This is a genomic window from Pseudomonas taiwanensis DSM 21245 (genome assembly GCF_000425785.1).
GTDB lineage: Bacteria > Pseudomonadota > Gammaproteobacteria > Pseudomonadales > Pseudomonadaceae > Aquipseudomonas > Aquipseudomonas taiwanensis.
In genome coordinates, this window is the sequence record NZ_AUEC01000005.1 from 244,852 (window position 1) to 265,685 (window position 20,834).

General features: G+C 61.5%; 17 protein-coding genes. 9 read left to right on the forward strand and 8 right to left on the reverse strand.

Translation table 11 applies throughout. The annotated features are described in order from the left end of the window. The first annotated feature begins 20 nt into the window (after window positions 1-20). Together H620_RS0101125 and H620_RS0101130 are read left to right on the forward strand one after the other, a co-directional pair. A complete protein-coding gene (locus tag H620_RS0101125; RefSeq protein ID WP_023382182.1) occupies window positions 21-362 on the forward strand; it encodes a cupin domain-containing protein in 342 nt (113 codons plus the stop codon). Between the two features lie 52 nt (window positions 363-414). Further along, the gene (locus H620_RS0101130) at window positions 415-1,494 is read left to right on the forward strand and encodes a polyamine ABC transporter substrate-binding protein (protein WP_027906595.1); all 1,080 of its coding nucleotides are present in this window, start codon (window positions 415-417) and stop codon (window positions 1,492-1,494) included. A gap of 153 nt (window positions 1,495-1,647) precedes the next feature. Here H620_RS0101130 and H620_RS0101135 read toward each other — a convergent pair whose 3' ends face one another. After that, entirely contained in the window at window positions 1,648-3,231 is a 1,584-nt protein-coding gene (locus H620_RS0101135) for a peptide chain release factor 3 (RefSeq protein WP_023382184.1), read from the reverse strand. Window positions 3,232-3,319: 88 nt separating this feature from the next. Continuing rightward, window positions 3,320-3,898, reverse strand: coding sequence for a hypothetical protein (locus H620_RS0101140; RefSeq protein WP_027906596.1), 579 nt, complete (start codon window positions 3,896-3,898; stop codon window positions 3,320-3,322). 378 nt (window positions 3,899-4,276) lie between these two features. Here H620_RS0101140 and H620_RS0101145 point away from each other — a divergent pair, with 378 nt between their 5' ends. The 4 genes from H620_RS0101145 to H620_RS0101160 are packed head-to-tail and all read left to right on the forward strand — an operon-like array spanning window position 4,277 to window position 7,719. Further along, complete coding sequence (locus H620_RS0101145; protein ID WP_023382185.1) at window positions 4,277-4,990, forward strand: ABC transporter permease; 714 nt, start codon at window positions 4,277-4,279, stop codon at window positions 4,988-4,990. A gap of 13 nt (window positions 4,991-5,003) precedes the next feature. Then, entirely contained in the window at window positions 5,004-5,915 is a 912-nt protein-coding gene (locus H620_RS0101150) for a glycine betaine ABC transporter substrate-binding protein (protein WP_023382186.1), read from the forward strand. Further along, complete coding sequence (locus H620_RS0101155; protein ID WP_023382187.1) at window positions 5,912-6,565, forward strand: ABC transporter permease; 654 nt, start codon at window positions 5,912-5,914, stop codon at window positions 6,563-6,565. Before H620_RS0101150 ends, H620_RS0101155 begins: the two co-directional genes overlap by 4 nt. After that, window positions 6,562-7,719: an osmoprotectant ABC transporter ATP-binding protein OsmV gene (locus H620_RS0101160; RefSeq protein WP_023382188.1), complete on the forward strand. Its 1,158-nt coding sequence runs from the start codon at window positions 6,562-6,564 to the stop codon at window positions 7,717-7,719. The genes H620_RS0101155 and H620_RS0101160 overlap by 4 nt, the downstream gene beginning before the upstream one ends. Window positions 7,720-7,803: 84 nt before the next feature. On the opposite strand, the gene H620_RS0101165 is transcribed toward H620_RS0101160, so the two are convergent. The 3 genes from H620_RS0101165 to H620_RS0101175 form a co-directional block, all read right to left on the reverse strand. Continuing rightward, window positions 7,804-10,233 (reverse strand): TonB-dependent siderophore receptor, encoded by a 2,430-nt coding sequence (locus H620_RS0101165; protein ID WP_027906597.1) that lies wholly within the window; start codon window positions 10,231-10,233, stop codon window positions 7,804-7,806. 108 nt (window positions 10,234-10,341) lie between these two features. Next, complete coding sequence (locus H620_RS0101170) at window positions 10,342-11,304, reverse strand: FecR family protein (RefSeq protein ID WP_027906598.1); 963 nt, start codon at window positions 11,302-11,304, stop codon at window positions 10,342-10,344. Between the two features lie 17 nt (window positions 11,305-11,321). Next, entirely contained in the window at window positions 11,322-11,810 is a 489-nt protein-coding gene (locus tag H620_RS0101175; RefSeq protein ID WP_027906599.1) for an RNA polymerase sigma factor, read from the reverse strand. 505 nt (window positions 11,811-12,315) lie between these two features. On the opposite strand from H620_RS0101175, the gene H620_RS0101180 reads away from it, so the two are divergent. Then, on the forward strand, window positions 12,316-13,479 hold the full coding sequence (locus tag H620_RS0101180) for a type III PLP-dependent enzyme (protein WP_023382192.1): 1,164 nt from the start codon (window positions 12,316-12,318) through the stop codon (window positions 13,477-13,479). A gap of 51 nt (window positions 13,480-13,530) precedes the next feature. Here the strand turns inward: H620_RS0101180 and H620_RS0101185 are convergent, their stop codons facing one another. The 3 genes from H620_RS0101185 to H620_RS0101195 form a co-directional block, all read right to left on the reverse strand. Next, complete coding sequence (locus H620_RS0101185; RefSeq protein ID WP_023382193.1) at window positions 13,531-14,061, reverse strand: hypothetical protein; 531 nt, start codon at window positions 14,059-14,061, stop codon at window positions 13,531-13,533. A gap of 65 nt (window positions 14,062-14,126) precedes the next feature. Next, window positions 14,127-14,879 carry a tetratricopeptide repeat protein gene (locus H620_RS0101190; protein WP_023382194.1) on the reverse strand — a complete coding sequence of 251 codons (753 nt, stop codon included), beginning with the start codon at window positions 14,877-14,879 and terminating at the stop codon, window positions 14,127-14,129. A 3-nt stretch (window positions 14,880-14,882) separates the two neighbouring features. Then, window positions 14,883-15,563: a Fe2+-dependent dioxygenase gene (locus H620_RS0101195; protein WP_027906600.1), complete on the reverse strand. Its 681-nt coding sequence runs from the start codon at window positions 15,561-15,563 to the stop codon at window positions 14,883-14,885. 220 nt (window positions 15,564-15,783) lie between these two features. Here H620_RS0101195 and H620_RS0101200 point away from each other — a divergent pair, with 220 nt between their 5' ends. Both H620_RS0101200 and H620_RS0101205 read left to right on the forward strand, forming a co-directional pair. Continuing rightward, window positions 15,784-18,087 (forward strand): TonB-dependent receptor, encoded by a 2,304-nt coding sequence (locus tag H620_RS0101200; RefSeq protein ID WP_027906601.1) that lies wholly within the window; start codon window positions 15,784-15,786, stop codon window positions 18,085-18,087. A 174-nt stretch (window positions 18,088-18,261) separates the two neighbouring features. Next, window positions 18,262-20,808 (forward strand): sulfite reductase flavoprotein subunit alpha, encoded by a 2,547-nt coding sequence (locus H620_RS0101205; protein ID WP_027906602.1) that lies wholly within the window; start codon window positions 18,262-18,264, stop codon window positions 20,806-20,808. Window positions 20,809-20,834: the final 26 nt, after the last annotated feature.

Below are 20,834 nucleotides of genomic sequence, written 5' to 3' on the forward strand. Positions count from 1 at the left end.
CTACACAGGATTCACCGGTCATGAGCATCACCCAGTTCAAACACACCGAAAGCGCCGTGCTCGACACCTCCAGCCCGGTTGCGGTGCCACTTGGCGAACCCGTAGCAGTGACCTCGGTCACCTGCGTCGAGCGCAGCGATGGTGTCGAAACCGGCATTTGGGAGTGCACACCCGGCCGCTGGCGACGGCAGATCGTGCAACAGGAGTTCTGCCATTTCATCAAAGGCCGCTGCACCTTCACCCCCGATGGTGGCGAGCCCCTGTCCATAGAAGCCGGAGATGCCCTGATGCTACCGGCCAACAGCACAGGTACCTGGGACATCCAGGAAACCGTGCGAAAAACCTACGTCCTGATTTTCTGATCCGCTGATCGCCTGCCTTCGATAACAACAGACAAAGCAAGGTACTCCCGACATGCGCACACTCCTCGTCGCCCCCCTGATGCTGGCCGCCAGCGTGGTCAGCGCCGCTGACACGGTGAAGATCTACAACTGGTCCAGCTACGTGGCCCCTGACACGCTCAAGAACTTCCAGCAAGCTACGGGCATCGTTCCAACCTACGATGTCTATGACAGCAACGAGACCCTCGACGGCAAGCTAATGACGGGTAACTCCGGCTACGACGTGGTGTTTCCCTCCAACCACTTCATGGCCCGGCAGATCCAGGGCAAGGCCCTGAAGAAGCTGGACAAGTCGCAGTTGCCCAACTGGCACAACCTCAACCCGGTGCTGCTCAAGGCGCTGGAGGTGAACGATCCCGGCAACCAGTACGGCTTCCCGTACCTGTGGGGCAGTACCGGCATTGGCTACAACATCGACAAGGTCAAGGCAGTGCTTGGCGACAATGCGCCCGTGGACTCCTGGGACCTGATCTTCAAGCCCGAAAACATCAGCAAGCTCAAGCGTTGCGGCGTCGCGGTGCTGGACAACGGCCCCGAGCTGCTTCCGATCGCCTTGCACTACCTCGGCCTGCCGCACCACAGTCAGGACCCAAAGGACTACGACAAGGCCAAGGCGCTGTTGATGAAGGTGCGCCCGTACATCAGTTACTTCCACTCCTCGAAGTACACCGGCGACCTGGCCAATGGCGATATCTGCGTGGTGGTGGGTTTCTCGGGGGATGTACTGCAAGCGAAGAACCGCGCCGAGGAGGCGAAGAACGGAGTGAAGGTGGGCTACTCGATTCCCAAGGAAGGCGCGCCGATGTGGTTCGACATGGTCGCCATGCCAGCCGATGCACCCGATGAGAAAGCCGGGTATGCCTACATGAACTACCTGTTGCAGCCGGAAGTGATGGCCAACATCAGCAACCATGTGCAGTACGCCAACGGCAACCTCAAGGCAGACGGGTTGGTAGAGCCGGCGATGAAGGGTAATACGATGATTTACCCGAGCGAGGACGTGATGGACAAGCTCTATGCGCTAGAGGCGATGCCAGCCAAGATCGACCGCATTCGGACGCGGATCTGGACCAGCATCAAGGCCGGTAACTGAGCCCCTGTGCAGTTTTCACTGGCCTCAATGCCGGCAAGCCGGCTCCCACCGACTGTTGCACAGCCCTATGGACTGGCGCTGTACCTGTGGGAGCCGGCTTGCCGGTGATAGGGCCAGATCAGACACCACACGGTGCTGATCCTACCCCGAGGATCAGTGGTGTTCGCGGGTAGCGCGGAACTTGATGTCCGGCCAGCGCTCTTCCATCAACGACAGGTTGACCCGGGTCGGTGCCAGGTAGGTCAGGTGGCCGCCACCGTCGATGGCCAGGTTCTCCATGGCCTTGTTCTGGAATTCCTCGAGCTTCTTCTTGTCGTCGCAGCTGATCCAGCGCGCCGACCAGACAGTGATGGGCTCGTAGGCGCACTCGACCTTGTACTCTTCCTTCAGGCGGCTGGCGACCACGTCGAACTGCAGCACACCCACGGCGCCGAGAATGATGTCGTTGCTGCGCTCGGGGAAGAACACCTGGGTCGCGCCCTCTTCGGCCAACTGCTGCAGGCCCTGGCGCAATTGCTTGGACTTGAGCGGGTCCTTCAGGCGCACGCGACGGAACAGTTCCGGCGCAAAGTGCGGAATACCCGTAAAGCCCAATGCCTCGCCTTCGGTGAAGGTGTCACCGATCTGGATGGTGCCGTGGTTGTGCAGGCCGATGATGTCGCCGGCATAGGCCTCTTCCAGTTGCTCACGCTCGGAGGAGAAGAAGGTCAGCGCATCGCCTACGCGCAGGTCCTTGTTGATACGCACGTGGCGCATCTTCATGCCCTTCTCGTACTTGCCCGAGCAAATGCGCATGAAGGCGATACGGTCGCGGTGTTTCGGGTCCATGTTCGCCTGGATCTTGAACACGAAACCGGTGAACTTCTCTTCAACAGGCTCGACGGTCCGCTCGTGGGCCACACGACCCAAGGGTCGCGGCGCCCAGTCGACGACAGCGTCGAGCACATGGTCGACCCCAAAGTTGCCCAGCGCGGTACCGAAGAACACTGGGGTCAGCTGACCGTTGATGAATTCTTCCTGGTTGAACTCGTGGCAGGCGCCCTGCACCAGCTCCAACTGCTCGACGAACGACTCGTACTGGTCGCCCAGGTGGGCACGGGCCTCGTCGGAATCCAGCTTCTGGATGATCTTCGCTTCGGTACGCTCGTGGCCATGGCCCGGGGTGTACACCACGATGTAGTCGCCGGTCAGGTGGTAGACGCCCTTGAAGTCCCGGTAGCAACCGATCGGCCAGGTGATTGGCGCAGCCTTGATCTTCAGGACGGCTTCGATCTCGTCGAGCAGTTCGATCGGGTCGCGGATGTCACGGTCGAGTTTGTTGATGAAGCTGACGATCGGTGTGTCACGCAGGCGGCAGACGTCCATCAGGGCGATGGTACGTGGCTCGACGCCCTTACCGCCGTCGAGCACCATCAGCGCCGAGTCCACCGCGGTCAGGGTGCGGTAGGTATCTTCCGAGAAGTCTTCGTGGCCGGGGGTGTCGAGCAGGTTGATCATGTGCTCGCGGTATGGGAACTGCATCACCGAGGTGGTGATGGAGATACCGCGCTGCTTCTCCATTTCCATCCAGTCGGAGGTGGCGTGGCGGTCGGACTTGCGCGACTTCACGGTACCCGCAACGGAAATCGCCTTGCCCATCAGCAAGAGCTTCTCGGTGATGGTGGTCTTACCGGCGTCGGGGTGGGAAATGATTGCGAAAGTGCGGCGCTTCGCGACTTCGGCGGCCTGGTTGGTCATGGGAAATCGCCTGACTGGAGATCAAAAAAGGGCCGAGATTATACCCGAATCCATAGCCATACCCAAACAGTGGCCGCCGAAACCGACCTCAATGGTCGTCGAGCAGTTCTTCGCCGATGTGCGTGATCTGAAGCTGCAGGTCAAGCGCGTGGCCGTCGCCCGCCCGGGCATAAGCGAACCAATGCCCGCCAACGTCCTCCCGACCTGTGGCACCCAACTCGAGGTTGGTGGTTCGTGTCCAGATCCGCACGGGTAGCGACTCACCCGCTCGCGGCGCCTGATCCAAGCTGCTGAAGCCCCCGTCTTGGTTCTGCGCCATCAGTTTCCAAAGGCGGTCGTCGCTGACCGGGGTGTCGTACAGGCAGCCGTAGCCGTTGCCATTACGGTCCAGGTGGCGGGTCCTTGCGTTGAAATCACGCCCCGTGCGACGGCTCCAGGATTGAATGTCGTAGTAACGACGCCCCCTGGCTTCATCCACCATGCAGCGGAACCAGAAGTAATGAGGCTCACCGACCGTCAGCGAGGTCAGGATCAGCCAATCGTCTGCGACGCGGGCTACCTGCACGCCCTTCTCCACCAGTTTTGCGCAATCCAGATAGCCCTCCAAGCCCGCAGTGGTGGAGGTGACATGGGCGATAAAGGAGCGATCGTAGTCATGTTCAAGCATATGAAACTACCTCAAGTGTTTTTTTCCAGGGTCGCAAGGAGGGCGCTTCCAACCTCCTGCGAGCCCCGTATTCAGCGGCCTTGGCGTTTCGATAGGCAGGAGGAAACAATCAACCTGAAAAAATCCGCGCTGGCCAAATGCCGGCTCAGATGGGAACCTTTGGCCCCCTGGAGACGTCCACAATCCTGTTACCCCCTCGGCAACGTCCATTGGGTCAGGGCTGGTTTCACCGGCATTTCGAGCCTGACGGGGCTTGGCTAAATGGCGTGTCGCGTCCGCGTCGAGACCGCACGCTGCTACTCGCGACCACACTGCCTGCCGCCAGGAATGGCCGGCCGCCACGGGAGTGTGTTCGCCGACTACACAAGGAGTCCGCCTGTGGCTGCACGCTACGGAAAAGGGCTGTTGGGATGGGCCACCGTGCTCGTCATCCTGGCCCTGCTGGTCCATTGGATCGGCATCGACACGATCGCGCGTTATCGCGACGATCTTGGGTTCTACCTGCAAGCGCACCTGGTATTGGTGCTGGCTTCGATGGCGGCGGCGCTGGCCGTGGGCATCCCTGCCGGCATTGCCTTGAGTCGACCGCACCGGGTCGACAAAGCCGAGCGCTTCATGCAGTTCTTCAATGTTGGCAACACCATTCCCCCCCTGGCCGTCCTGGCCATCGCGCTCAGTGTCCTGGGCATCGGCGCAGGTCCTGCGATCTTCGCGCTGTTCCTCGCCTCTCTCCTGCCCATCGTGCGCAATACCTACGAGGGTCTGAAGAACGTCCCCGCCTCGCTCAAGGAAGCTGCCACCGGCATTGGCATGACCCCGCGCCAGCAACTGTGGCAGGTGGAACTGCCCAATGCCGTGCCGATCATCGTCGGCGGTGTGCGCGTAGCCCTGGCCCTGAACGTTGGAACGGCGCCGCTGGCGTTCCTGATCGGTGCCAACAGTCTGGGCAGCCTGATCTTCCCAGGCATCGCCTTGAACAACCAGCCACAACTGCTATTGGGCGCTGCCTGCACGGCACTGCTGGCATTGGCGTTGGACGCGGCGGTGAGTTTCGCCAGCAGACGCTGGCTGGAACCTGGCCTGGCCCGATAACGAGAGGGAACCCATGAAAAAGACAATCGCCTTGTTGCTGGGCGCGGCCCTGCTGTTCGCAGGATTTGCCCAGGCAGCGGACAAACCGCTGATTCGTATCGGTGCTCGCGTATTCACCGAACAGACCGTGCTGGCCGAGATCACCGCCCAGTATCTGCGCGCCCATGGCTATCAGGTGCGTGTCACCGGCGGGCTGGGCAGCAGCCTGGCACGCCAGGCCCAGGAAACCGGCCAACTCGACCTGATGTGGGAATACACCGGTGTCTCGCTGGTGTCGTACAACCACATCGACGAGCGCATGCCCAGTGCCGAAGCCACCTACGCCAAGGTCAAGGAACTGGATGCCGGGAAGGGCCTGATCTGGTTGACACCCTCCAAGTTCAGCAACACCTACGCCCTGGCCTTGCCACGCAAGGTTGCCGAAGCGTACCCGCAAGTGACCAGCATCTCGGCACTCAACGATGTGCTGCGCGCGCAGCCCGATGGCAACCTTCTGGTGGCCCTGGATACCGAGTTCGCCAACCGCCCGGATGGCCTGGTCGGCCTCAAGGAAATGTACGACCTGCAAGTGGGCAGGGCGAACATTCGGCAAATGGACGCGGGCCTGGTCTACACCGCCCTGCGCAACAACCAAGTATTCGCCGGCTTGGTCTACACCACCGATGGCCGCCTGAGCGCATTCGACCTGAAGCTTCTCGAAGACGACAAGCATTACTTCCCCGACTACACAGCCGCACCGGTGGTTCGCAAAGCGGTGCTCGACGCCAACCCGGAACTGGCCAGCCTGCTCAAGCCACTGGCCGAACAGCTTGACGACGAAACCATGCGCCAGCTCAACGCCAAGGTAGATGTCGAGCACCAGAACCCGAGTGCCGTCGCCGCAGCCTTCCTGCAGGCGCATCCACTTAAGGAGGTGCAGCCATGAGCCTGCTCGATACGTTCGCCCACCTCGACTGGGCCCTGGTCCTGCAACTGACCTGGCAGCACATCATGCTGGTCAGTGTCGCCGTGGGCCTTGCGATCATCGTCGGCGTGCCGCTGGGCGTCCTGATGACCCGCTTCCCGGCTGTTGCCGGCCCGCTGCAGGCAAGCGCTACGGTCATGCTGACAATCCCTTCGATCGCCCTGTTCGGCTTGTTGCTGCCGTTCTACTCCAAATTCGGCCAAGGGCTTGGGCCGATGCCTGCGATCACCGCGGTGTTCCTCTATTCACTGCTGCCGATCCTGCGCAACACCTACCTGGCACTGACCAACGTCGAACCTGGTATCCGCGAGGCCGCGCGTGGCATCGGCATGACCTTCGGCCAGCGCCTGCGCATGGTCGAGCTGCCCATTGCAGTGCCGGTGATCCTCGCCGGTGTACGCACCGCCGTGGTCATGAACATCGGTGTCATGACCATTGCCGCCACCATCGGTGCCGGCGGCCTTGGGGTGTTGATCCTCACCTCCATCAGTCGTAGCGACATGTCGATGCTGCTGGTCGGCGCCGTGCTGGTCAGCCTGCTGGCGATCATCGCTGACCTGCTCCTGCAAACCCTGCAACGTGCCCTGACTCCAGAAGGACTGCGCTCATGATCGAACTCAAGAACCTCAGCAAGACCTTCAACGTGAACGGCAAGGACGTCAAAGCCGTCGACTCGGTCAGCCTCACCGTCAACGAAGGCGAGATCTGCGTGTTTCTTGGCCCTTCCGGCTGCGGCAAGAGCACCACGCTGAAGATGATCAACCGCCTGATCACCCCGACCTCCGGCCAGGTGTTCATCAATGGCGAAGACACCAGCGGGCTGGACGAAGTGACCTTGCGTCGGCGTATCGGCTATGTGATCCAGCAGATTGGCCTGTTCCCCAACATGACCATCGAGGAAAACATCACCGTGGTCCCGCGCCTGCTCGGCTGGGACAAGCAAAAGTGCCACGAGCGCGCCCGCGAGCTGATGCACATGATCAAGCTCGAACCCAAGCAGTACCTGCAGCGCTACCCACGTGAGCTTTCCGGTGGCCAGCAGCAGCGTATCGGCGTGATCCGCGCCCTGGCCGCCGAGGCGCCCGTGCTGTTGATGGATGAGCCGTTCGGCGCGGTCGACCCAATCAACCGCGAAATGATCCAGAACGAGTTCTTCGAGATGCAGCGAGCACTGAACAAGACCGTGATCATGGTCAGTCACGACATCGACGAAGCCATCAAGCTGGGCGACAAGATCGCCATCTTCCGTGCCGGCAAGCTGTTGCAGCTGGATCACCCGGATACCTTGCTGGCCCATCCGGTGGATGATTTCGTCAGCAATTTCGTCGGCCAGGACAGCACCTTGAAACGCCTGTTGCTGGTGCGCGCCGAAGATGCGGCGGACAACGCGCCGTCGGTGAGTCCGCAGACATCGGTGAGCGATGCGCTGGAGCTGCTCGACGAGCATGACCGTCGCTATGTGGTGGTCACCGATGCAGCGAACAAGGCGCTGGGGTACGTACGTCGGCGCGACATGCACCGCCAGCAAGGAACCTGTGCGGACTTCTTGCGCCCGTTCAACGCCACGGCGTCGCATGATGAGAACCTGCGCATCCTGTTGTCACGGATGTACGAGTTCAATCGGGCGTGGTTACCGGTGCTGGATGCCGAGCAGGTGTTCCTCGGCGAGGTGACGCAGGAGTCGATTGCGGCCTATTTGAGTTCGGGCAGGTCGCGCGGGGCGAAGACCAGCATCGTATCGCCTGCCGAGGCCGTGGCATCCTGATCTGAATTGCTGTGCGAACCCGCCCCACAGGGACAGCACCGTCACTGTGGGCGCGGGTTCACCGGCAAAGCAGCCGACGCGGTATCAGAACCCTACACTGGCCTGCACATAGAAGGTACGCGGCTCACCCACATAAATGCCGGCGTTGTTATCGCTGGAGCGGGTGTAGTACTGCTTGTCGAAGAGGTTCTTCACCCCTGCCGCCAGCTTCAGGTTGGCCATTTGCGGCCCGAAGTCATATCCACCACGGGCATGCCAGGTCACGTAACCGGGAATGTCACCGTACTGCCCGTCAGCACTTGGCTCGGTGATGTAGTCGCCGTTGAAGCTACCATCGGCGTTGATCCCGGTACCCGGCGCGCGCTGCTTGGACTGGGCATAGGCATCCAGATTCCAGGTCCAACGATCGACCTCGTAGCGCAGGCCGGCAGTGGCCACCTGGCGCGAATAGAATGGCAGGTCGCGGCCCTTGAAGCCGGGAATCTCCCCCTCGTAGGTCGCGCGGGTGTAGGTGAAGCCCGCATTGGCCGACAGCCCTTGCAGGCGCGGGTCCAGACCGGCCAGGTCATAGCGAACCGACGCTTCGATACCTTGGTGCTTGGTGGCGCCGAGGTTGGTCCACCCCACATCGTTGCTGATGTACTGCAGCTCATCGTCGAAGTCGATGTAGAACGCGGTCAGCTCCCCGGCGAAAGCACCATTGTCATAGCGCGTACCGATCTCGTAGGTCTTGGCCTTCTCCGGCTCCAGGCCGTTGGCGGTGCTATTGCCCGTGCCGCCCTGACCCAGCTGGAAGTACTGCAGGCTGCCGAACGACGTCTCGTAGTTGGCGAACAGTTTCCAGGCATCGGAAAGGTGGTACATCACGCTCAGCGCTGGCAGTGGCTCATTGCTGGTAATGCTGCGGTTCTTCTCCGGCACCGGCTTGCCATTGGCACCAAGCACCGGGCGATCACGCCAGTCGGTGTTGATGTGTTCGAAACGGATACCCGGCGTGATGGTCCAGTTGCCGACGTCGATCTTGTCGTCGATGTAGTAGGCGCTGGCCTCGGTGCCACCGCTACGGTCCTGGAACACATGGCCATCGGAGCCTGGGATCGGCGTAGGCACATTGTCGACCAGCCCCAGACGCGTGGACTGCTCGCGCATGGCCTCTTTCAGGTAGCGGTAGCCCACGCTGACTTCCTGGGTGGTGGGCCCGGCGAAGAAGATCCGGGACACACGCGGTTCGATGGCGAAGGTGTGATAATTGCGCGGGTAGGAAGACAAGGTCTTCATGTCGCGCGAGGCAATCGAGCTGCCACGGAAACTGTCGGTGTAGTACGTCAACACCTCGAATTGAGTGGCATCGTCGAGCTGGCGCAGCCATTTGAACGAAACGTCCTTGCGACGGCCGGCGAAGTAGTCGTAGTCGCGCACCGACTGGAACGGGTTCTGATCGTACTGGGCCTGGGTCAGGCCTCCGGGCATGTCGGCACGGCCATCGTAGTAGTGAAAGTTCAGCCAGAACTCATCGCTGTCGGTTGGCGCCCAGTGGGTCTTGAGAATGACGTCGTCGATGTCGTTGCCGTTGTTGCTTTCCCGATAGCCGTTGCCGTTGACACCGGTGTACAGCAGCGCGACGCCCATGCCGTTGTCCGCAGTGCCGCCAACGAACGCCGACTCGGTGTGTTTCCAGCCGCCATGCTGCGAGGTCTCAAGCGTGGTGGACAACTGCGCCGAAGCCTTCTCGGGGATCGCCCGGGTCACGAAGTTGATCACCCCACCGACGTTCTGCGGACCATAACGCACAGAGCCTGCGCCACGGACCACGTCGATGCTGTCGAGGTTGCCCGAGGAGATAGGCGCCATGGACAGCTGTGGCTGGCCGTAGGGCGCGAAGGCCGCTGGAATGCCGTCGATGAGCACGGTCGAACGCGGCGACAGGCGCGAGGTCAGGCCACGCACGCCAACGTTGAGCGAAAGGTCGCTGCCGCCGGTGCCGTTGGAGTCCTGCACCTGAACCCCCGGAATGCCCCGCAGCACGTCACGCACGTTCATCGCGCCTTTCTCCACCATCGCCTCGCGGCGCACCACCGTCCGTGCGCCGGGGTGGTTCTGCACCACAGCCTGCTCGGCATCGCCCAACCAGTCACCCACCACCTTCACATCGGTCGGTGCCAGCTCCAGGCTGCCGGAGGTCAAGCTGCCAGCGGCCTGGGCCGGTTTCACCACCACAGTGCCCTGGGACATCTCATAGGTCAGGCCGCTGCCTTGCAGCAGTTGCTGCAGCGCCTGTTCCGGCACCAGTTGGCCCGATACCGCCGGGGCCTGCTTGCCGGCTACCAGCTCAGGGCTGAAGAACAGCTGCAGGTTGGTTTGCTGGCCCAGTTGGCTCAAGGCAGACGCTAACGGTTGGGCCTGGATCTGAATTGCGGCAGCGGCCTGCTCGGCATGGCTGTCGAAGGCCACGGCACTGACCGCAAGGGCCAGCGCCAGCGCGCGGAAACGAGGGAATGGCTTGTTGTTGTTCACGTCTTCGAAGCATCCTGAAAGTCGGGATAAACGCCAACCGCATGCAAATGTAAATGCTTGGCAGTTGCAGCTGGCGGGGAAGACGAACGACGGGGAAAAAACCTGAATTTATTTTGCGACTATTTCGCGTGAACCGTCTTGGTGGGTCCTGATGGCCACCGGCAGGATACTTGGCAAAGCGCGCAACAGTGCGTCGGTATCGTCGGTGCTGAAAGTGCTGGACAAGCGCAGCCCGGCGACCTTGCCAGGTGCGACTCGCAGCGGTTGAGCCCGGTAACGCTTCACTTCCGCCACCACTTCCTCCAGGGTGGCGTTCTCGAACACCAGTTTGCCCTGGCGCCAGGCGGTCAACGCAGCCGCATTGATCGCGTAGGGCTCGGCCACCTTGCCCTGCGCATCGATGGAAGCGCCCTGCCCGGCGCTCAACTGCGCCAGCGATGCATCGCGGCCCTGCACACGCACCGAGCCCTGCTCGACCGCCACACGGGTCAGCGACGGGTCCAGGCGTACATCAAAACGGGTACCGGTCACGGTAACGCTGCCCTGGGCGGTGTCGACGACGAATGGCCGGCTGCTGTCGTGGGCAACCGTGAACATTGCCTCGCCGGCTTCGAGCACGATGTGCCTGCGACCCGTGCTGTATGCCACTTGCAGCCGCGTCGCGCTGTTGAGCGCAAGTAGCGAACCATCTGGCAGTTCGACCTGACGGCGCTCACCGAAGGCTGTCTGCAAGGTGTCCTGATGGTTCAGCCGCTGGTACTGCCAACCGCTCCAGCCCAGGCCCAGCGCGGCGACGGCAACACCGGCAGCCAGCGCCTGGCGCAGCACGCCCCGCCGCGGCAAATGGCGCACCGGCTCCGGTTCACATAATGCCTGCAGTCGCTGTGGGGGGATGCGCTCGGCTGCGCACCAAAGCAGCGCCAACGCGTCATATTCTGCACGGTGGCTGGGATGTGCTTCGAGCCAATCGTGCAACCGAGCCTGCAACGCACTGTCGCGCGGCGCATCGTGGACGCGAGCGAACCATTCGGCTGCCTGCTCGCGGACGGTACCGGCACCGTGCTGTTTCATCGCAAAGGTCTCCTGACTCATCGGGTGGACACATCCAGGTGCTCACGCAGATGCCGGAGCGTGCGGATCATATACTTTTCGACCATGTTCTTGGTCAAACCCATGCGCTCGGCGATTTCCGCCTGGGTCAGGCCTTCGAGCTTCTGCCAGATGAATACCCGCCGACAGTTCAGGGGCAATTCGGCCAGGGCGCGCTCGACGCTGTCGGCCAGTTCCAGGGCATGTACATAGGCTTCAGGGTCGTCGCTGGCGGTGGCACCTTCCTCGAAGGTTTCCTGCTCCAGTTGCTGACGCCGGTCTTCGCGGCGAAAACCGTCCACGGCAATGTTGCGGGCAGTTTGATGAAGATAAGCGCGAGGCTGATCGACCTGCTCACGCGTGTTCTCAAGAACCCGCACAAAGGCATCGTGGGTGAGATCCTCGGCCTGCTGACGACTGCGCAACTTGCGCGTCCAGGTGCCGATCAGCTCGTGGTAGTGGTCGAGGAAGCCTTTGTGTCCGGACACGGTCTGGGTCGTCAGGGAGGCGGATAAGGGTGCGAATAGTAATTTTTCTCATCAGACTCAGCAAATCCGCCAGTCGGTAACAAAAAATTTATGGGTGATGTCATGTACGGGAGTGCTTGAGAATGTGGCCATAAATATGAACACCTCTGGCCCCTTCGCGGGTAAACCCGCGCCGACCTAAATTGTGAAAACCCTGTAGGAGCGGGCTTACCCGCGAAGGGGCCTACACGCTCCATTCCACAATTTTTTACGCTTGAAACAGTGCCGGGAACATCAGGCGGTCATGCGAGTCGGTTATTCAACGGGTAGGGCGTCGATCCACGACGATCGCACCCGGATTGCCTGTTGATTCTGCATTCTTCACGCCCTAAAGTGCGCGCCGAACGTCCATGCTGGAAACGATCCATCCGGCTCAAGTACTGAGTAGGCGAACCAAAGTGGGGATACGGAGGACGTTCAGTTTGCAGCCACTTAATCTTTCAGTTTGCCCATGGAGTCCCTGAGCATGTCGATCCAGGTCGAAGACTATTTCGCGCGTGAAACCTTCCAGAAGATGAAGGCGTTCGCCGACAAGCAGGAAACCCCGTTCGTACTCATCGACACCCAGATGATCAGCCAGGCCTACGACGACCTGCGCGCCGGTTTCGAATTCGCCAAGGTCTACTACGCGGTCAAGGCCAACCCGGCGGTCGAGATCATCGATCTTTTGAAAGAGAAAGGTTCGAGCTTCGACATCGCCTCGATCTACGAACTGGACAAAGTGATGGGCCGCGGTGTCAGCGCCGACCGCATCAGCTACGGCAATACCATCAAGAAGTCCAAGGACATCCGCTACTTCTACGAGAAGGGTGTGCGCCTGTACGCCACCGACTCGGAAGCCGACCTGCGCAACATCGCAAAGGCCGCACCGGGTTCGAAGGTCTACGTGCGGATCCTCACCGAAGGCTCCACCACTGCCGACTGGCCGCTGTCCCGTAAGTTCGGCTGCCAGACCGACATGGCCATGGACCTGCTGATCCTCGCCCGCGACCTGGGCCTGGTGCCCTACGGTATCTCCTTCCACGTTGGTTCGCAGCAGCGCGACATCAGCGTCTGGGACGCTGCTATCGCCAAGGTCAAAGTGATCTTCGAGCGCCTGAAGGAAGAAGACGGCATCGAACTGAAACTGATCAACATGGGTGGCGGCTTCCCGGCCAATTACATCACCCGTACCAACAGTCTCGAAACCTACGCCGAAGAAATCATTCGCTTCCTGAAGGAAGACTTCGGTGATGACCTGCCGGAAATCATCCTCGAGCCGGGCCGTTCGCTGATCGCCAACGCCGGTATCCTGGTCAGTGAAGTGGTCCTGGTTGCGCGCAAGTCGCGCACCGCCGTCGAGCGCTGGATCTACACCGATGTGGGCAAGTTCTCCGGCCTGATCGAAACCATGGACGAGTCCATCAAGTTCCCAATCTGGACCGAGAAGAAGGGCGAAACCGAAGAAGTCGTGATCGCAGGCCCGACCTGCGACAGCGCCGACATCATGTACGAGCACTACAAGTACGGCCTGCCGCTGAACCTGGCGATCGGCGACCGTCTGTACTGGCTGTCGACCGGGGCCTACACCACCAGCTACAGCGCAGTGGAATTCAACGGCTTCCCACCGCTGAAGGCTTACTACCTGTAAACCAGAACGGGGCCGCAAGGCCCCGTTTTCGCAGGCGCACCACGTGGTGGTTCATCGACGCCTATACAGTGAAACATTGCTGAAATTGGGGACATTGACGTCCTGTACAGCCATCTCGAACGTCAGCACGTTAGGTTTGCCAACCCCCACGTAGTGGTCATCCCAAGGCTTTCGATTGGCCACGCTGACCATTGCCAAGCCTGGCGCAGCCAACGTCACGCCTTGATAGACCTGGATCTGCGGCTGTTCGATCTTCGTGCCGTCGACCCGCACCCGCCAACTCACCGGCTCATCGCTTTTGGCGTAGTAACCAATGTAGCTTTGCCCACTCAGGTCCCAGATGTCGTAATGCGCATAGCCTTCGCCCGATTCGACGGCGCGTACCTGATAGCCGTGTCGATCTCCTTCGAAATACCCGAACCAAAAGCGTTGCGGGCTTTTGACCTCGCTACTGGAACTGACGGTCAACCACTGGCAGCGCCGCTCCCGAGGCGTCCCCTCCATCGAGTCCAGCCACCCTTCGTAGCCTGGGGTGACTGAGGTGAAGGTGGCAATAAACGAACGGTCCTGAACGTACTTCATGCTTAACCTCGCGATTGAGTCGAGAGCCGCGACTTTCAGCCTGCTCGCTCAATCAACGAAGTCGGTCAGACTTCCTCGCGCAGCTGTATTTCCTGGGCATAGCCGTCTGCTACAGCCGCCATTGAAGGGCCTGCCGAGCGCAAGGTGTTCAGGCTGCTACGCAAGAACGGCACGTTACCTTGGGCGCGGGCAAGTTCGATCCATCTCAGTGCTTCCTGGTTTTCACCTCGTTCGAACAGCACCAATGCCAAGCTGAACATGCCCCGGAAATCCCCCGCCTCGGCTGAACGCCGATACCAGCGCACCGCCCGAACAGGGCTGGGCGCAGTGGCAATACCGTGTTCCAGATAACGGCCAAGCAGGTTCATCGACTTGGCATGGCCAAGGTGCGCGGCCTTCTCGTAACAGGCCAGAGCCTGGGCCTGGTTGACCGCTACTCCGCGCCCGGTGGCCAGCAGGTTACCCAGGTTGTAAAGCCCCCAGTCGAGCCCGGCATCGGCAGCGTGCGCATAATGGATGGCAGCCTTGACAAGGTTCACCTCGCCGCCCCAGCCATGTTCCAGGCAGCGTCCAAGCATGTTGTGCGCCATGGCATTGCCCGCCTGCGCAGCGATGCCGAACCAACGTCGAGCCAACAGGGCATCCTGTTCGATGCCTCGCCCGTCGAGCAGTATCTGCCCCAGTAACAACTGGGCCTGGACCACGCCCTGCCCCGCTGCCGCGAGAATCGCCTGGGCGGCCTTGCCAGGGCTGTCTTCGAGCATGGCCTGCAAGCCCGCGACATCCACCACGTCCTCACGACGCAATTGGTAGGACACGGTTCAGACCTCGGCCCAGCGGCGCAACAAGTTGTGGTAGGTGCCGGTCAGTTGCAGCAAGGCAGGATGCTCCGGCACATCGGTGGTCAATTGCTGGATGGCATTGTCCATCTCGTACAGCAATGTACGTTGCCCGTCGTCGCGCACCAGACTCTGGGTCCAGAAAAATGCCGCATAGCGTGCGCCACGGGTCACCGGGTTGACCTTGTGCAAGCTGGTGCCGGGGTACAGCACCAGGTCACCGGCCGCCAGCTTGACCTGCTGCACGCCGTAGGTGTCCTGGATGACCAACTCACCGCCGTCGTAGCTGTCGGGGTCGCTGAGGAACAGGGTCGATGACAGATCGGTACGCACTCGCTCGGGGCTGTCCTTGGGCTGGCGCAGTGCATTGTCGATATGGAAACCGAAGTTGCCCCCTTCGCGGTAACAGTTGATCAGGGGCGGGAAGACCTTGTGCGGCAACGCCGCCGACATGAAACGCGGGTTCTTCCACAAGCGGTCGATCAATGCGCAACCCAATTCCTTGGCCAGTGGGTGCCCTTCGGGCAACTGCAGGTTGTGCTTGGCCTTGGCCGACTGATACCCCGCCGTGATCTTGCCATCAGCCCAGTCGGCCTGCTCAAGGGCCTCGCGGATGCGAGTGAGCTCGTCGGCGTCGAACAGGCCGGGAATGTGAAGCAGCATGGCAACGCACCATCAGGAAGTGTAAAGGCTCAATGATATTGATTACCTTTTACGCTGTACAAGCCCCGTCCGCCGCTTAAGACGTTTCAGCGCGTGCAAACCGTAAAGACAAATTGTAAAGAATGTAAATTCATAGCGAATGGTAACGACTCTCAATTGTGAGTCACAATTGCTTACATTAAGATCCGCAGCCTTAACACCTTGGGGAAGGTTCTTTGCAATGCGTCACTACGTGCCATCTACCGTAAGTTCACCGCGCCTTATCGTTTCGGCCATCGGCGTCGCCCTCAGCGCGTCCTCTGCCTATGCCGCCGAGCCCTCCGCCAGTAACGCCATCACCCTCGATGCCACCAGCATCGAGGGCAAGGTTGAACAGGCCAGCACCGATTACAAAGTCGAAAAGGCCTCCTCGCAGAAGTACACCGCTCCCCTGGTGGACACGCCCCGTTCAGTCACCGTGATTCCACAGCAAGTGATCAAGGACACCAATGCCCTGAACCTGCAGGATGCTCTGCGGACCGTGCCAGGCATTACCTTCGGTGCCGGCGAGGGCGGCAATCCCCAGGGCGATCGCCCGTTCATTCGCGGTTTCGATGCCCAAGGCGACACCTACCTCGACGGCGTACGAGACACCGGCGCACAAACCCGCGAGATCTTCGCCGTGGAGTCGGTGGAAGTTGCCAAAGGCCCGAACTCGGCGATCGGTGGCCGCGGAGCTGCCGGCGGCACCATCAACCTGGTAAGCAAGCGGGCGCACTTGGGCAACTCGCTCGACGCCGCGTGGACCTGGGGCAGCGACCAGACCCAGCGCTACACCCTCGATGGCAACTACCAGTTCAGCGATACCGTTGCCGGCCGCCTGAACCTGATGACTCACGAAAGCAACGTAGCCGGGCGCGACAAGGTCAACTACGACCGCTGGGGTATCGCACCGTCCTTGGCCTTTGGCCTGGGCACGCCGACCCGCGTCAACCTTGACTACTACCACCTGGAAAGCGACGACCTGCCAGACTCGGGTATCCCGTACACGATCCCGACCGGCGGTAGCGGCGACCGCACCTCGGCCCACCCAAGCAAGCCGAATGACGGTGGCGACAGCGACAACTTCTACGGCTTGACCAATCGCGATTTCCGCAAAAGCCGTGTCGACATTGCCACCTTCGCCATCGAGCACGACCTGACAGACGCGCTGACCATCAAGAACACCCTGCGTCATGGCAACAGCATGCAGGACTACATCCTGACTCAGCCCGACGATAGCCAGGGCAACGTCAATAACGGCGAAGTCTGGCGTCGGGCCAATACCCGCGTCGGCAATACCACGACCACCACCAACCAGACGGACCTGTTCGGCGAGTTCTATGTGGCGGGCTTCAAGAACAACTTCTCGACGGGTATCGAACTCAGCCGCGAAGAATCGAAACGGTCTTCCTACAATGTCGCCACACTGGATGGCACCACCAAGGTCAACAACAAGAACGTGTGCAATGGCATCGGTGCCCCGTACAACTGCACCTCGCTGGGCAACCCGACGCCGGACGATCCGTGGAATGGAGCGATCTCACGCAACTACGCGGGTACCGACACCAAGAGCGACACCCGCGCCATCTACGTGTTCGACACACTTGAGCTGACACCTCAGTGGCTGCTGAACATGGGCCTGCGCTACGACCACTTCGACACCCAGTACCGTGGCTACGACGCCTCGGGTGCGACCGTGGTGAACAAGAATGGCATCGCATCCAAGGGCAGTGACACCAGTGAGTTCTTCACAGGCCAACTGGGCCTGGTCTGGAAGCCAGCCGACAACGGCAGCATCTATGTCTCCTACGCCACTTCCGCGACGCCGCCAGGTGCCTTGCTTGGCGAAGGTATGGAAGGCAACCCGCTGGGCAATACCACCGACCGCTCCGGCAACCTGCTGAGCAGCGACATGGAGCCGGAAGAGACCACCAACTACGAAATCGGCACCAAGTGGGACCTGCTGAACGAGCGCCTGTCGCTCACCGCCGCCCTGTTCCGCACCGAGAAGGAAAATGCTCGCGTTCAGGTGGACACCACCTCGTACGAGAACGTTGGCGAAACTCGCGTACAGGGCATCGAGCTGTCGGCCAGCGGCAAGATCACCGAGAAATGGCAGGTGTTCGCCGGCTACACCTACATGCAGGCCCGGCAGATCGACGGCGGCCCCCTGGGCAAGGCCAATGATGGCAACCAGCTCCCTAACACACCTAACAACAGTGCCAGCCTGTGGACCACCTACGCGATCACGCCGAAGCTGACGGTCGGTGGCGGTGCCTTCTACGTCGACGACGTCTACGGCAGCGTGGCGAACACCACCATGGTCGACAGCTATGTCCGCTACGACGCCATGGCCGCCTACAAGCTGACCAAGAACGTGGACCTGCAGTTGAACGTGCAAAACCTGACCAACGAGGTGTACTACGACAAGGCGTTCTCCACCCATTTCGCCAACCAGGCCGCAGGCCGCACCGCATTGCTGACCACCAGCGTTCATTTCTGATGACGGGATTGGGGTAAAGCCGGCCCCTGCAGTAGCCGGCTTGCCGGCGATAGGGCCCACACTGGCACTAAACAATCCCCGACCCGGCCCCGTTCATTTCAGTGAGCGGGGTTTTTGCGTATCAAGGCATAATCCACGCCGCCCGGCCCCGCGCGGCCCCAAATGGTGATCGATGTGTTGAAGAAGTCGCTGTTCCAATTGCACTGGTTCTTTGGCATCACCGCTGGCCTGGTGCTGGCCCTGATGGGCATCACCGGCGCGGTGTATTCGTTCCAGGAAGAACTGCTGCGGCTGTTCAATGCCGATGTCCTGCGGGTCGAGGTGCGCCAGGAAGGCGTGCTGCCGCCAGCAGAGCTGGTCCGACGGGCCGAGGCTGCACAAGGCGACAAGGTCTCGATGCTGTGGGTCGATACCCGCGAAGGCAATGCCGCGCGCCTCTTCTTCACCCCTGCCCCCGGCGAGCGCCGTGGCGAACTGCGCTATGCCGACCCCTACACGGGAGAGCTCAAGGGTGAAGTCGCCGGGCAAGGCTTCTTCAACCTGATGCTGCAGTTGCACCGTTTCCTGGCCATGGGCGAGACCGGCAGGCAAATCACCGGCGCCTGCACCCTCATGCTGGTGTTCTTCTGTTTGTCCGGGCTGTACTTGCGCTGGCCGCGCAAGGCGCTGAACTGGCGGGTCTGGCTTACGTTCGACTGGGCCAAGAAGGGCCGCGCGTTCAACTGGGACCTGCACGCGGTGGCTGGGACCTGGTGCTTGCTGTTCTACCTTCTTTTCGCCCTCACCGGCTTGTTCTGGTCCTACGACTGGTACCGCGAGGGGCTGAACAAGTGGCTGGCCGACACGCCGGCCGGTGGTGAGCAGCACAAACGTGGTGCACGCCATGGCCTGCAGAAAGCCGACAAGGATACACCGCCGCTGGTGGTTGACTACGACGCGATCTGGAGCAACCTCAAGGCATCCGCAGGCCCAGGCCTTGCCACCTACAACCTGCGCTTGCCGCCGGCTGGCGACCGGCCAGCCACACTCTTCTACCTGCTGGACAACGCCCCTCACGAGCGCGCCTTCAACACCGTCACCCTGGACCCGGCCAGCGGCCAGTTCAAGCGCGTGGAGCGCTACGATGACAAGTCGTTCAAGGCCCAGCTGCTGCAGAGCGTCTACGCGCTGCACGTGGGCAGTTATTTCGGCCTGACCGGGCGAATCATCGTCACGATCGCGAGCCTGACCATGCCACTGTTCTTCGTCACCGGCTGGCTGCTGTACCTCGATCGTCGCCGCAAGAAACGTCAGGTTCGTGCCGCACGGGGCACCGTCGCCACTACCGCGGACAAAGCCGATAACTGGTTGATCGGCTTCGCCAGCCAAAGCGGCTTTGCCGAACAGCTGGCCTGGCAAAGTGCTGGGCAGTTGCAGGCTGCCGGATTGCCCGTTCAGGTCCGCCCACTGGCCGACCTGCAAGAGAACGACCTGCGCCAGGCGCGTCGCGCGCTGTTCGTGGTCAGTACCTTCGGCGATGGCGAAGCGCCTGACAGTGCGCGCGCGTTCGAACGCAAAGTGCTCGGCCAGCCATGGGCATTGAACAACCTCACCTATGCCCTGCTGGCCTTGGGTGACCGACAGTACCCACACTTCTGTGGTTTTGCCCGGCGCCTGCAGGCCTGGCTCGGCGAGCGCGGTGCCAGCAGCGCCTTCAGCCCGGTGGAGGTGGACAACGCCGACCAGGCGGCACTGCAACAATGGCAGCACGCGCTTGCCAGGCTGACCGGCGCCAAGCCAGTCGCTGCCTGGCAAGCGCCAGACTTCGAAAACTGGAGCCTGACCCGCCGCGAGCTACTCAACCCCGGCAGCCTGGGACAACCGGTCTTCCTGCTGGGGCTGCGCCCTGAACACCCGGCGAATTGGCAAGCCGGCGACCTGGTCGAGGTGCTTCCACTCAATGGCCAACGTCGGATCGGTGAATTCCTCGATGGGCTGGGCCTGGACCCCAATACCCGCGTGCAATTGGACGGTCTGAGCGAGACCCTGGGCCAAGCCCTGGCCAGTCGCCAATTGCCCACCCACCGCAGCCACCTGCTCGGCCTGCATGCCCAAGCCTTGGTCGATGCGCTGGTACCGATCGGTAGCCGCGAATACTCCATCGCCTCGATTGCCAGCGACGGCGAGCTCGAGCTGATCGTACGCCAGGAACGTCATGGCGACGGCACCCTCGGCCTGGGTTCGGGCTGGCTGACCGAGTACCTGCCGGTCAATGGCACCGTCAGCTTGCGCCTGCGCCGCAACAGTGGGTTCCACCTGCCAGAAGCGCCGGCCCCCATGATTCTGATCGGCAACGGCACCGGCCTGGCGGGCCTGCGCAGCTTGCTCAAGGCACGCATCAACGCGGGCGAGCAGCGCAACTGGCTGCTGTTCGGCGAGCGCAACCGTGCCCACGACCTGCTTTGTGGTGTCGAGCTACAGCAGTGGCTCGACGTGGGCGATCTGAAACGACTGGACGTGGCCTTCTCGCGGGATCAGGCCGAGAAGGTCTATGTACAGGATGTCCTGCTGCAACAGGCCGATGAGTTCAGACGCTGGATCGACGACGGCGCCTGTGTATATGTCTGCGGCAGCCTGCGAGGAATGGCCACCGGGGTCGATACCGCGCTCAACGCCATCCTCGGCGAAGCGACTGTGCAGCAATTGATCGAGGATGGGCGGTATCGGCGGGATGTGTACTGAGCGGAAATCGATGTAACCGGCACCGG

What these genes read in the sequence shown, in the direction of transcription:
- H620_RS0101160 (WP_023382188.1), top strand. Translation starts at nt 6,562, where the DNA reads ATGATCGAACTCAAGAACCTCAGCAAGACCTTCAACGTGAACGGCAAG.
- H620_RS0101195 (WP_027906600.1), bottom strand. Translation starts at nt 15,563, where the DNA reads ATGCTGCTTCACATTCCCGGCCTGTTCGACGCCGACGAGCTCACTCGC.
- H620_RS0101125 (WP_023382182.1), top strand. Translation starts at nt 21, where the DNA reads ATGAGCATCACCCAGTTCAAACACACCGAAAGCGCCGTGCTCGACACC.
- H620_RS0101180 (WP_023382192.1), top strand. Translation starts at nt 12,316, where the DNA reads ATGTCGATCCAGGTCGAAGACTATTTCGCGCGTGAAACCTTCCAGAAG.
- H620_RS0101130 (WP_027906595.1), top strand. Translation starts at nt 415, where the DNA reads ATGCGCACACTCCTCGTCGCCCCCCTGATGCTGGCCGCCAGCGTGGTC.
- H620_RS0101185 (WP_023382193.1), bottom strand. Translation starts at nt 14,061, where the DNA reads ATGAAGTACGTTCAGGACCGTTCGTTTATTGCCACCTTCACCTCAGTC.
- H620_RS0101140 (WP_027906596.1), bottom strand. Translation starts at nt 3,898, where the DNA reads ATGCTTGAACATGACTACGATCGCTCCTTTATCGCCCATGTCACCTCC.
- H620_RS0101135 (WP_023382184.1), bottom strand. Translation starts at nt 3,231, where the DNA reads ATGACCAACCAGGCCGCCGAAGTCGCGAAGCGCCGCACTTTCGCAATC.
- H620_RS0101155 (WP_023382187.1), top strand. Translation starts at nt 5,912, where the DNA reads ATGAGCCTGCTCGATACGTTCGCCCACCTCGACTGGGCCCTGGTCCTG.
- H620_RS0101150 (WP_023382186.1), top strand. Translation starts at nt 5,004, where the DNA reads ATGAAAAAGACAATCGCCTTGTTGCTGGGCGCGGCCCTGCTGTTCGCA.
- H620_RS0101170 (WP_027906598.1), bottom strand. Translation starts at nt 11,304, where the DNA reads ATGAAACAGCACGGTGCCGGTACCGTCCGCGAGCAGGCAGCCGAATGG.
- H620_RS0101200 (WP_027906601.1), top strand. Translation starts at nt 15,784, where the DNA reads ATGCGTCACTACGTGCCATCTACCGTAAGTTCACCGCGCCTTATCGTT.